Genomic DNA, 13,927 nt, shown 5'->3' on the forward strand with positions numbered 1-13,927 from the left:
GATCGGTCACTCCCGTACTTTTACCGAGGCCAGCGGTGCTGCGGTCGCTGCCGGGATCACGCTGGCCTTGCGCAGCGCCGCGAACACTTCGTCGCGGCTGCCGAACATGTGCACGGCACCGTCGCGCAGCATCAGCACCTTGTCGACCGCGCACAGCACATTGGGCCGGTGGGAAATCAGGATTACCGTGGCCCCGCGCGCCTTCAGCGCAGCCAGCGCATCGACCAGGGCCTTTTCGCCAACGTCATCGAGGTTGGCGTTGGGCTCGTCCAGCACCACCAGGTTCGGCTCGCCATACAGCGCACGGGCCAGGGCGATGCGTTGCTTCTGGCCACCGGACAGCGGGCTGCCGTCGGCTGCCAGGCGGGTATCGTAGCCCTGCGGGAAGCGCAGGATCATGTCGTGCACGCCACTGCTGCGGGCAGCGCGGATCACCGCTTCGCTGTCCACTTCGGTGAAGCGTGCGATGTTCTCGGCGATGGTGCCCTCGAACAACTCCACGTCCTGCGGCAGATAGCCGAGCCACGGGCCAAGTTCGGCCTTGTTCCAGGTGAAGATGTCGGCGCCGTCCAGGCGCACCTTGCCGGCCTGGGTCGGCCACACGCCTACCAGCAGGCGGGCGAGGGTGGATTTGCCCGAGGCCGAAGGGCCGATGATGCCCAGGCTTTCACCCGGGACCAGGCTGAAGCTGACCCCGCGCACGATGTTGTTGTTGGTGCCGGGGGCGCCTGCGATCACGTTTTCCACGGCCAGCATGCCCATTGGCCGCTGCAGCGACATGCTCGGTGGCCGCTGCGGGTAGTCGTGCAGCAGGTCGTTGAGCCGGCCCCAGGCGGAACGGCAGCCCAGCAGTTGCTTCCACGCGGCGATCGCCTGTTCAACCGGGGCCAGGGCGCGGCCGGTAAGGATCGAGCAGGCGATCATCATGCCGGGGGTGATCTTGCCTTCGATCGCCAGCAGTGCGCCGGCACCGAGGATCACCGACTGCAAGGTGATGCGCACGAAGCGCCCGGTGCTGCTGATCATTGCGGCGCGGTCGGAGGCCAGGGTCTGCATCTGCAGGATGCGCAAGTGCCCCTGGTACCAGCGCTTGCCGATCGCCGGCAGCATGCCCATGGCTTCGATCACTTCGGCGTTGCGCAGGTTGTTGTTGGCATAGCTGGCCGACGACATGGCCGCCTGGTTGGCTTCGGCCAAGGGTTTTTGCGTGGCCTTCTCGGTGAGGTAGGCCAGGCCCACCAGGATCAGCGAGCCGATCAGCGTCACCAGCCCCAGCAGTGGGTGGATCAGGTAGCAGACCAGCAGGTAGATCGGCGTCCAGGGGGCATCGAAGAAGGCGAACAGGCCGTTGCCGGTCAGAAACTGGCGCACCTGCGCAAGGTCCTGCAGGGCCTGGGCCGGGTTGCCGCCGGCGCGGCTCAGGTTGCGTTCGAAGGCAGCGCTGAAGATGCGTCGGTTGAGGTCCATGTCGAGGAAGTTGCCGACCCGGATCAGTACGCGGGTACGGACCATCTCCAGGGCCGACATCAGCATGAACAAGCCGATCACCAGCAGGGTGAGCATGGTCAGGGTGGTGACGTTGCGGCTGACCAGGGCGCGGTCGTACACCTGCAACATATAAATTGCTGGCGTCAACATCATGACGTTTATGACGCCGCTGAAGGCGGCCAGGGCAAAAAAGCTGCGGCGCAGGCGGAACAGCACGTCGGCCAGCTCGGAACGAGTGCGTGGTGGCTTGTGCATCGGGGCCTCCCTTTATCACAAATCGGGAAGCCCTTGCGGCGCCCCGTGCAGCGGTAATCGTGGCTTCTGGTTGGCTCGCAGGCGGATCGCTCTAATGGCGGATACTCCAAAACGCTGCGCTGCTCCCACATGCTGGAGCGTAGGTTGCAGCGACATAGCCGGTAATATCGTTTCGCTCTATGAAGTCTTTGAACTTTTCATAAGTGCCAAAAAAACAGCTATTTGCATCGCATTATCATCGCCAAATGATTTTTTCGACGGGATATTGACAACCTTTTCGCCTGCGACTTTAGTCTGATGTATTCGGGCCCTGTGCGAGCTGGGGTCGATGCATGTGCGTTACAGCTGTATCGCATGCTTAACAAGGCCCCCCGGATGGTGGGTGCCGGCTTGCGAATGATGAGGCCAGTGGGGGCCAGCACAAGAGTGTTGTGCCCACTGAACCTGGACCACCGAACCAGTATCTGCGCACGTCAACACTGACTGGGCGCGGGAAGGACCCTGTTGCCCTGTGTCATCTCCGGACAGATCGAGGGCAATTGAAATGGCAGATTTCAGCAAGTCGGACCTGGAGTTCATCCTTCAACAGATTTTCATCGCCGAAGCCCACGCCGATGGCGCGAGCCTGACCGACCTGCTGCCCAACAGCCAGGTACCGTTCGGCCTGCGCACCGTGGACGGCAGCTACAACAACCTGGTAACCGGGCAGAGCGAGTTCGGTGCCGCCGACAACTCGTTCCTGCGCCTGCTCAGCCCCTCCTTCAGCGGCGACTATGCCGGCACCGGCACGGTCACCGATTCGCAACCACGCACCATCAGCAACCTGATCGTCGACCAGACGGCGAACAACCCGGCCGCGGTCGAGGCCAATGGTGGTGCCGCTCCGGTGATCAGCCCCGGCATCGACGGGGTGTTCGGCACCGCTGACGACACCGAAGTGTTCTTCATCCCCAACGTGTCGCCCGACGTCGGCCTGACCGCCGGCTTCAACGCCTGGATGACCTTCTTCGGCCAGTTCTTCGACCACGGTCTGGACCTGGTCACCAAGAGCAGCACCGACTTCGTGTTCATCCCGCTGCAGCCGGACGACCCGCTGTTCGTCGAAGGCAGCCCGACCAACTTCATGGTGCTGCCACGGGCTGTGCGTACCGCAGGCGCCGATGGTGTTGTGGGTACCGCCGACGATGGCCAGACCAACACCACCTCGCCGTTCGTCGACCAGAGCCAGACCTACAGCTCGCACCCCTCGCACCAGGTGTTCCTGCGTGAATACACGCTCAATGCCGCAGGCGACCCGGTAGCCACCGGGCGGCTCATCACCAACCGTGACCTGGGCGCCGATGGCCGCTTCGGCACCGCCGACGATGGCAACGGCGAAAGCGGTGGCATGGCCACCTGGGCGGTGGTCAAGGCCCAGGCCCGCGACCTGCTCGGCATCAATCTGACCGACGCCGACGTGCACAGCGTGCCGCTGCTGGCCACCGACCCCTACGGCAACTTCGTGCGCGGGCCCAACGGCATGCCGCAGGTGGTGATGCGCGTTAGCAATGGCGCCGACGGCATCGCCGGTACCGCCGACGACGTCACCACGCTGGTCGAAGGCAACCGCGACGCGCCGATCAGCCTGGCCAATGCCGTGAGCACCGGGCATGGCTTCCTCGACGACATCGCCCACAACGCCGCGCCGGTGATCGTGAACGGTGTGCTGCAGGCCGACGCCGATACTGCCGTCGGCAACGCACAGCCGGTGGGGCCGGGTGGCAACAACCTGACCTACGACAACGAACTGCTCGACGCCCACTACATCGCCGGCGACGGCCGGGTGAACGAGAACATCGGCCTGACTGCCGTGCACCATGTGTTCCACTCCGAGCACAACCGCCTGGTGCAGCAGACCAAGGACACCCTGCTGGCTTCCGGCGACCTGGCGTTCCTCAACCAGTGGCTGATCGATGATGTCGCTGCCATCCCCACCACGCCCGCCGAAATCGCTGCGCTGGTATGGGACGGCGAGCGGCTGTTCCAGGCGGCCAAGTTCGGCACCGAGATGCAGTACCAGCACCTGGTGTTCGAAGAGTTCGCCCGTACCATCCAGCCGCAGATCGACGAGTTCCTGGCCCCCAACGGCTACGACACCTCGATCGACCCGGCCATCCTCGCCGAGTTCGCCCATGTGGTGTACCGCTTCGGTCACTCGATGCTGACAGAGACCGTCGACCGCTTCGACCCGGCGTTCGCCCCGGTGAACGGCGACCCGCAGCTCGGCCTGATCGCTGCCTTCCTCAACCCGCTGGCCTTCGCCGGCAGTGGCGTTACCGCCGACGAAGCGGCCGGCGCGATCATCCGTGGCGTCACCCGTCAGCTGGGCAACGAAATCGACGAGTTCGTCACCGAGGCGCTGCGCAACAACCTGCTTGGCCTGCCGCTGGACCTGCCCGCGCTGAACATTGCCCGTGGCCGTGACACCGGCATCCCCACCCTCAACGAGGCGCGGCGCGATTTCTATGCCATGACCGGCGACAGCCAGCTCAAGCCTTACATCAGCTGGGCCGACTTTGCCGACCATCTCAAGCACCCGGCGTCGCTGATCAACTTCATCGCCGCCTACGGTACCCACGCCACCATCACCGGGGCGGACACCGAAGCGGCCAAGCGCGCCGCCGCCGTGGCGCTGGTGCTTGGCGGTGACGGCGCGCCAGCGGACCGCCTGGACTTCCTCAACGGCACCGGCGCCTACGCCAACGTGACACTGGTCGGCGCGGACGGCATCCCCGGCACCGCCGATGACATCACCGGAGTGACCGTGACCGGCGTCGATGACATCGACTTCTGGGTCGGCGGCCTGGCCGAGCAGAAAATGCCATTCGGCGGCATGCTCGGCTCCAGTTTCAACTTCGTCTTCGAGACCCAGCTGGAAGCCCTGCAGAACGGCGACCGGTTCTACTACCTGTCGCGCACCGCGGGCATGAACTTTGGCACCGAGCTGGAGAACAACTCCTTCGCCAAGCTGATCATGCTCAACTCCGATGTCACCCACCTGTCCAACACCGTGTTCCTCACGCCGACCTTCACCCTCGAGGTGAACCAGGCCAACCAGTTCACCGGGCTGGGGGCCGATGGCCGGGCCGACCCGACGGGCGGCATCATGATCAACGGCGTCGAAGTGGTGCCGCTGGTGATTCGCGACAACCCCGATACCGTGGGCACCGACACCAACTTCCTGCATTACACCGGCGAAGACCACGTGGTGCTGGGCGGCACTTCCGGCAACGACATCATCATCTCCGGTGAGGGCGACGATACTGTCTACGGCGACGCCGGCAACGACACCCTGGAAGGCGGTGCGGGCAATGATGCGGTACTGGGCGGCGCCGGTGATGACATCATCACCGACTCCTTCGGCGACAACCGCCTGGAAGGCAACGACGGCAACGACGTCATCGTCGCCGGCAGCATGCTGGTGGGCGGTAACCTGATCCTGGGTGGCAACGGCCAGGACTTCATCATCACCACCGAAGACATCAGCACCACCTTCGGCGGCCAGGGCGATGACTTCATCCTCGGCGCAAAGACCAACCTGCCACCGACCGGCAACGAGGGTGATGACTGGATCGAGAAGGGCACCCAGGACGGTGCGCCCGGCGATAACTTTGCGCCGCTGCTGGGTGACGAAGTGGTCGGCAACGACATCTTCGTCGGTGGCGGTGGCTTCGACGAGATGATCGGCGAGGGCGGTGACGACATCTTTGTCGGCAGCGACGCCCAGGACAAGATGGACGGCATGTCCGGCTTCGACTGGATTACCAACAAGAATGACCAGGTTGGCGTCACCGTCGACCTGACCCTGGCCGCCCTGGCTCAACCCCATGGCAACGCACCGAACCAGAACACCGGTATTTTCAACCCGGTCGGCGCCTCGCCGGCTTCCATCCTCGACCGCTTTGCCGAGGTCGAGGGCGTGTCCGGCTCGAACTTCGCCGATGTGCTCAAGGGCGATAATGTCGATGCCGTGACCATCCTCAACCACGGCGGTGCCACCGGCAGTGCGCTGACCAACGTGGCACTGATCCGTGGCCTGCAGCAGTTCCTGGCCGATGCCGGGTTGCCGACCACCGGCTTTGCCACAGGCAACATCATGCTCGGCGGCAACGGCAGCGACCTGATCGAAGGCCGTGGGGGCGATGACCTGATCGACGGTGACAAGTGGCTCAACGTGCGCATCGCCGTGTATGCCCCAGGAGACGTCAACCACACCGGCCCTGAGATCGCCAGCTTCGACAGCATGGTCGACATGATTCCGTTCATGCTCGACCGCACCTACAACCCAGGCCAGCTCAAGGCCGTGCGGGAAATCCTGCCCGGCACCTCGACGGGTGGGGCGGCGTTCGACACGGCAGTGTTCTCGGGGGTGCAGAGCGAGTACACGGTGACGCAGAACACCAAAGGTACGCTCGACACTTCCGATGATGTCTGGACCGTGACCGACAACGTCGATGGCCGCGATGGCGTCGATACCCTGCTGCACATCGAGCGCCTGCAGTTCGCCGACAGCCAGCGGGTGCTGGTGGAGGGGCTGAATGCGCAGCCTACCGGCAGCCCGGCCATTACTGATGGCAACGGCGGTGCGATCACCGTGGGCGATGTCCTTACCGTAAACGTGGCCGGCGTGCTGGATGCCGACAACATCAGCGCCGGCAACCCGCTGGGCACGCTCGCCGACCGTTCGGTGTCGTACTACTGGCAGTTCGAGGCCACCCCGGGCAGTGGCGTGTTCGAAGACATCATCCTGCTGCCGGCCGGCGACCTGGCGTTCCAGAGTGCCGACGGCACCACGTTCAAGGTGTCGCCGGACCTGGCCGGGTTGTCGCTGCGGGTCAAGGCGATCTACCAGGACGCCCATGGCACCACCGAAGTGCTGTTCTCCCAGCCCACTACCGTGGTGCAACCGGGCGCGCCTGTGGTACCGACGCCAGCCACGCCGGTGGCGGATGCCACTGCTGGCGGCGCCGGGCTGCACATGGTGCGTTCCGACCTCAACTTCATCCTCGACCAGATCAAGATCGCCGAGGCCGATGCCAACGGGGCAGACATCCTCTCGCTGCTGCCCAACATCCGTGCGCCGCTGGGCCTGCGGGCGGTGGATGGCTCGAACAACAACCTGATGAACCTCAACGGTATCAACAATACGCAGTACGGTGCCGCCGACAACGTCTTCCCGCGCGTGACCGACCCGGTGTTCAACCCGGCCGAAGGTGCACCGGCCGGCTTCTTCGGCCCTGGCTCGCCGGCCATTCCGGGCTCGTCGTACGAGCAGACCAGCGGCCCGGTGTTCGACTCGCAGCCGCGCACCATCAGCAACCTGGTCGTCGACCAGACTTCCAACAACCCGGCGGCCTATGCCACCGCGTATGACCCGGGTGCGGACGGCGTGCTCAACTTCGGTGCCGTGGGCAACGACGACGTGCTCAAGGACGGCGTGCGCATCGTCGCCAGCCCGGGCCTGGACGGCCAGTTCGGCACCGCCGACGACCACGACGTGTACCTGTTCGAGAACACCGCCGCCGATGCTGGCCTGTCGGCGCCGTTCAACGCCTGGATGACCTTCTTCGGGCAGTTCTTCGACCATGGCCTGGACCTGGTCACCAAGGGGGGCTCGGGCACTATTTACATCCCGCTGCAACCGGATGACCCGCTGTACGTGGAGGGCGGTTTCACCAACTTCATGGTGGTGACCCGTGCGACCAACCTGCCTGGGCCGGATGGCATCCTCGGCAACGCCGATGACATCCACGAGCACACCAATACCACCACCCCGTTCGTGGATCAGAACCAGACCTACAGCTCGCATCCTTCCCACCAGGTGTTCCTGCGCGGCTATCTGCTGACCGACGACGGGCCTATCGCCACCGGCCGATTGATCACCAACCGGGACCTGGGCGCCGACGGCCGCTACGGTACCGCCGACGACACCGAAATTGGTGGCATGGCGACCTGGAAGGTGGTCAAGGCCCAAGCCCGTGACGTACTGGGCATCAACCTGACCGATGCAGACGTCGACAACGTGCCGCTACTGGCGACCGATGCCTACGGCAACTTCATCAAGGGGCCCAACGGTTTCCCGATGGTGATCATGAAAGGGGCAGACGGCATTGCCGGCACGGCCGACGACCAGCAGGTCGAAGGCAACCCGCTGGCGCCGATCGACCTGACCAATGCCGTGCGCACCGGTCACCAGTTCCTTGCCGACATCGCCCACAATGCCGTGCCGGTGTTCAGCAACGGCGTACTGGTGCCTGATGCCGATACCGATGTGGGCAATGCCGTGCCGGTGAACCCGCAGACTGGCGCCAACCTTGCCTACGACAACGAACTGCTCGATGCGCACTACATCGCCGGCGACGGCCGGGTCAACGAGAACATCGGCCTGACCGCCGTGCATGCGATCTTCCACTCCGAGCACAACCGGCTGGTGGCGCAGACCATGGACACCGTGCTCGATTCGGGTGACCTGGCCTTCATCAACGAGTGGCTGCTCAACCCGATAACCGTGCTGCCGGCCGACCAGGCCGCAATCGACGCGCTGGTGTGGAATGGCGAGCGGCTGTTCCAGGCCGCCAAGTTCGGTACCGAGATGCAGTACCAGCACTTGGTGTTCGAGGAGTTCGCCCGCACCGTACAACCGCGGGTCGACCTGTTCTTCGCCCCGACCCAGGTGTATGACGTCGACCTCGATGCGTCGATCGTGGCCGAATTCGCCCACACCGTGTACCGCTTCGGCCACTCGATGCTGACCGAGACCGTCGACCGCTTCGACGTCGACTTCACCGTCATCAGCGACCCGGCCAGCGCCAACCCCGACCAGCAATTGGGCCTGATCGCGGCGTTCCTCAACCCGCTGGCGTATGCCGCCAGTGGCGTCACCCCCGAGGATGCCACCAGTGCCATCGTGCGCGGGGTCACCCGCCAGGCCGGTAACGAGATCGACGAGTTCGTCACCGAGGCGCTGCGCAACAACCTGCTCGGTCTGCCGCTGGACCTGCCGGCGATCAACATCGCCCGTGGCCGCGACGTCGGTATTCCTTCGCTGAACGCTGTGCGCCGCGACATCTACGCGCAAACCGGCGATACCCAGCTCAAGCCTTACACCAGCTGGGTCGACCTGGTGCAGCACCTGAAGCATCCGGAGTCGCTGATCAACTTCATCGCCGCCTACGGCACCCATAGCACCATCACCGGGGCCACCACGTTACTGGAGAAACGCGCGGCGGCCATGGCCCTGGTGTTCGGCGGCGACGGCGCGCCGGCCGATCGCCTGGACTTCCTCAACAGCACCGGAGCCTACGCCAACGTCACGCTGCCTGGCAGGGATGGCGTGCTGGGTACCGCCGATGATCTGAGGGCAGTGACCGTGACCGGGGTCGATGCCATCGACCTGTGGATCGGCGGCCTGGCCGAAGCGAAAACACCGTTCGGCGGCATGCTCGGCAGCACCTTCAACTTTGTGTTCGAGAACCAGATGGAGAAACTGCAGGATGGCGACCGCTTCTACTACCTGGAGCGCACCGCCGGCCTGTCGATGAACGCCGAGCTGGAAAGCAACTCGTTCGCCAAGCTGATCATGGCCAACACCTCGGCCACCCACCTGCCGGGCCTGGTGTTCTCCGACCCGGGCTTCTACCTGGAAGTGGACCAGAGCAAGCAGTTCAACGAAGGCCTGGGCAACCTCGACCCACTGGGCGAAAACGGCGAGCAGGTGGTGTTCCGCGACAGCCCGCTGACGGCAGGCCCGGACACCAACTACATCCGCTATGCCGGTGCCGAGCACATCGTGCTGGGCGGCACCGAGGGTGACGACATCCTGGTGTCCAGCGAGGGTGACGATACGGTCTGGGGCGATGGCGGCAACGACCGCATCGAGGGTGGCGACGGCAACGACCAACTGCGTGGTGGTGCCGGCGACGACATCATCAGCGACATGGGTGGTGACGACAACATCCAGGGCGGCGACGGCAACGATGTGTTGCACGGCGGTAATGGCGTCAACCTGATCATCGGCGGTTTCGGCAACGACTTCATCGTCACCGGTGAGGACGCCTCCGAAGCCATTGGCGGCCAGGGCAACGACTTTATCCTCGGCAGCAAGGCCAACGAGCAGGACATGGGCAACGAAGGTGACGACTGGATCGAGAAGGGCACCTCGGACGGTGCACCTGGCGACAACTTCGACCCGCTCGGCAACGACCCGATCATCGGCAACGACGTGTTCATCGGTGGCAACGAGAACGACAAGTTCAACGGTGAAGGCGGCGACGACATCATGGTCGGCAGCCTGGGCTTCGGTGACCGCTACATCGGTGGTTCCGGCTACGACTGGGCGACCTTCAAGGGCCTGGCCCAGGGCGTGACTGCTGACTTCAGCGACCGCTTCTTCGATGTGCCGCCGGTACCGGGCTCGGGCGCGTCTGCGCTGGTGCGCTTCGACATCATGGAAGGCCTGTCGGGTTCGGCCCATGGCGACTTCCTGCGCGGTGACAGCGAAACTTCTGCCACCTTGCCGACCAACGGCGCCAACGGCAGCGTGCTGACCAACATCAGCCTGATCAACGGCCTGTCCGGCCTGCTGGCTGCCGGGGCAACGTTCTACGATGGTGGCAACATCATCCTCGGCGGCAGCGGCAGCGACCTGATCGAAGGCCGTGGTGGCGACGACATCCTCGACGGTGACAAGTGGCTGAACGTGCGCATCAGCGTGCGCGCCAACAGCGACGGCACCGGCCCGGAAATCGCCAGCTTCGACAGCATGGAGCCGATGGTGCCGCTGATGCTCAATGGCACCTACAACCCGGGCCAGCTGGTGATCGTCCGTGAAATCCTGAGCGGCACCGACAGCTACGACACGGCGGTGTTCTCGGGGGTAGCCACCGACTATAGCGTGGTGGTCGATGGCAACTCGGTGATCGTCACTGACCTGGTGGACGGGCGTGATGGTGTCGACCGCCTGACCGGTATCGAGCGCCTGCAGTTCTCCGACAGCGCCCAGGCCTCCGGTGTGGGCACTGCGGTCAACGCCGGCCCAACGGGCCACCTGGCGATCCTCGACGCTGTCACCGGCCTGCGTAACGACACATCGGTCAGCGGCCAGTTGCTGCGGGTGAGCAACGTGGCGGTGCACGATGCCGACAATGTCAGCGCCACCAATGCGAGCGGCGCCATCAACGGCCCTGTGGCGTACTACTGGCAAGTCGAGACCCTGCCAGGTTCGGGTGTCTATGAAGACATCACCTTCGTCGCTGCCGGCGAAGTTTCCCGGGCCACCGGCGCCACCTACCGGGTCACGGACGATGTGGCGGGGCTGAACATCCGCGTACGGGCGGTGTACCAGGACGCCAAGGGCACGCTGGAAATCGTCGATTCGTCGGCGAACAGCGCGCCGACCGCCGGGCCGACCGTGACTGGGCTGCTGGTGCAGAACCAGACCCTCACCGCCAACACCGCGACCATCGTCGATGCCGACGGCCTGAGCAACCCGCAGTTCACCTTCCAGTGGCAGTCCAACCGCGGGCTCGGCTGGGTCAATATTGCCGGCGCCATCAGCAGCACCTTTGTCCTTACCCAGGAACAGGTGGGGCAGAACATGCGGGTGGTGGTCAGCTATGTGGATGACGTCGGGGTGCAGGAAAGCATCGCCTCCGACATCCTCGACCCGGTGGCCAACGTCAACGATGCGCCTACCGGTGCCGTGCTGATCAGCGACACCACGCCAGCCCTGGGGCAGACGTTGACGGCGCTTACCGGCAGTATTGCCGACCTGGACGGGCTGGGGGCGTTCAGCTTCCAGTGGCAGCAAGGAACTGGCGGCATCTTCACCAACATCATTGGTGCTACTTCGGCCACCTTCACCCCGGGCCTCGACCAGGGAGGCCAGCAACTGCAGGTGATCGTGCGCTACACCGACGCCTTCGGCGCGCAGGAGTCACTCACCTCGGCGGCGACTGCTGCAGTGCCAGGCTTGACGCTGGTCGGTACCAATGGTGCCGATATCCTGATCGGTAGCTCGGGTAATGACGTGATCTCTGGTCTGGACGGTGCCGATCAGCTGTTTGGCGGGCTTGGCAACGACATCCTCGACGGCGGGCTTGGCGCGGATGCCATGAACGGCGGTGGTGGCAACGACACCTTCGTGGTGGACAACGACGGCGACACGGTGATCGAGGCGCTTAACGGCGGTGTTGACTTGGTGCAGACCAGCCTGGCCAGCTACCGCATGGCCAGCAATATCGAGAACCTGACTTATACCGGATTGGGCAACTTCGTCGGTGGCGGTAACACGCTGGACAACATCATGATCGGCGGTGCTGGCAACGACTTTCTCAATGGTGGTGCGGGTGCCGACCGCCTGGTAGGTGGTCTCGGCAACGACACCTACATGGTGGATAACGCCGGGGATGTACTGATCGAGGTCACGGGGGGGGGGACGGATACCGTGCGTACCACGCTAGACAGCTACCGCATGGCCAGCAACATCGAGAACCTGACCTATACCGGAGTGGGTAACTTCGTCGGTGGCGGTAACACGCTGGACAACATCATGATCGGCGGTGCTGGCAACGACTTTTTCAATGGCGGTGCGGGTGCCGACCGCCTGGTAGGTGGTCTCGGCAATGACACCTACATGGTAGATAACGCCGGGGATGTGCTGATCGAGGCTACGGGGGGGGGTACGGATACGGTGCGTACCTCGCTTGACAGCTACCGCATGACCAGCAACATCGAGAACCTGACCTATACCGGAGTGGGCAACTTCGTCGGTGGCGGTAATACGCTGGACAACATCATGATCGGCGGTGCTGGCAACGACGTGCTCAACGGCAACGCAGGTAGCGACCGCCTGGTGGGTGGTCTCGGCAACGACACCTACATGGTGGATAACGCCGGGGATTTGGTGATCGAGGCCACGGGAGCCGGTACGGATAGGGTGCTTACCGAGCTAGCCAGCTACAGCCTGGGTGCGAACATCGAGATCCTGACCTATACCGGGGTGGGCAACTTCATCGGTATTGGTAACGCGCTGGACAACATCATGGTCGGTGGCGCTGGCAACGACGTGCTCAACGGCAATGCAGGTACCGACCGCCTGGTGGGTGGTCTCGGCAACGACACCTACATGGTGGATAACGCCGGGGATTTGGTGATCGAGGCCACGGGAGCCGGTACGGATAGGGTGCTTACCGCGCTAGCCAGCTACAGCCTGGGTGCGAACATCGAGATCCTGACCTATACCGGGGTGGGCAACTTCAGCGGTACCGGTAACGCGCTGGACAACATCATGGTCGGTGGCGCTGGCGACGACGTGCTCAACGGCAATGCAGGTACCGATCGCCTGGTGGGTGGTCTCGGCAACGACACTTACGTGGTGGATAACGCCGGGGATTTGGTGATCGAGGCCACGGGAGCCGGTACGGATAGGGTGCTTACCGCGCTAGCCAGCTACAGCCTGGGTGCGAACATCGAGAACCTGACCTATACCGGGGTGGGTAATTTCAGCGGTACCGGTAACACGCTGGACAACATCATCACCAGCGGCGCTGGCAACGACCTGCTAAACGGTGGTGCAGGTAACGACCAACTGCTGGGTGGCATCGGTAACGATACCCTCAACGGTGGCGACGGCAACGATAGCCTCAATGGTGGTCTGGGTGACGACATCCTCAACGGCGGCGCAGGCAGTGACACGCTGTTCGGCGATAATGGTAACGACATTCTGTCGGGCGGTAGTGGCAATGACTTCATCAACGGTGCGGCTGGCAACGACACGGTCAACGGCGGCGCGGGCGATGACACCATGATGGCTACTGATGGCAATGATGTCTTCCAGTTCGCCGCAGGCTTCGGCAATGACCTGATCATCAACTTCGACAGCAACGCGACGGGTGGGCAGGACCTGCTGGATATCACTGCCTTCAACATCACCGCGGCCACCTTTGCCGCCAACGTGACCATCGCCGATGACGGCGCGGACACGCTGGTCAGCATCGGTGCTACCGACTCCATCCGCCTGGTGGGAGTGGCGGATGCAACCACAGTGACCGCAGCGGACTTCAACCTGGCAGTTTGAGGAACCGAAGGATAAGCTGTCGGCATTGAAATGCACGGGCTGCTGCGCAGCCCGTCGCGACACAAGGCC

Annotated in this window: 2 protein-coding genes; one reads left to right on the top strand and one right to left on the bottom strand. The window is 64.0% G+C overall.

Annotation, left to right across the window (positions count from 1 at the left end):
- Positions 1 to 6: 6 nt before the first annotated feature.
- The gene (locus C163_RS09905) at positions 7 to 1,743 is read right to left on the bottom strand and encodes a type I secretion system permease/ATPase (protein WP_025338614.1); all 1,737 of its coding nucleotides are present in this window, start codon (positions 1,741 to 1,743) and stop codon (positions 7 to 9) included.
- A 544-nt stretch (positions 1,744 to 2,287) separates the two neighbouring features.
- Between C163_RS09905 and C163_RS09910 the strand changes: the two genes are divergently transcribed.
- Positions 2,288 to 13,858 carry a peroxidase family protein gene (locus C163_RS09910; RefSeq protein ID WP_025338615.1) on the top strand — a complete coding sequence of 3,857 codons (11,571 nt, stop codon included), beginning with the start codon at positions 2,288 to 2,290 and terminating at the stop codon, positions 13,856 to 13,858.
- The last annotated feature ends 69 nt before the right edge of the window (positions 13,859 to 13,927 follow it).

It is taken from the genome of Pseudomonas sp. FGI182 (genome assembly GCF_000511325.1).
GTDB lineage: Bacteria > Pseudomonadota > Gammaproteobacteria > Pseudomonadales > Pseudomonadaceae > Aquipseudomonas > Aquipseudomonas putida_Z.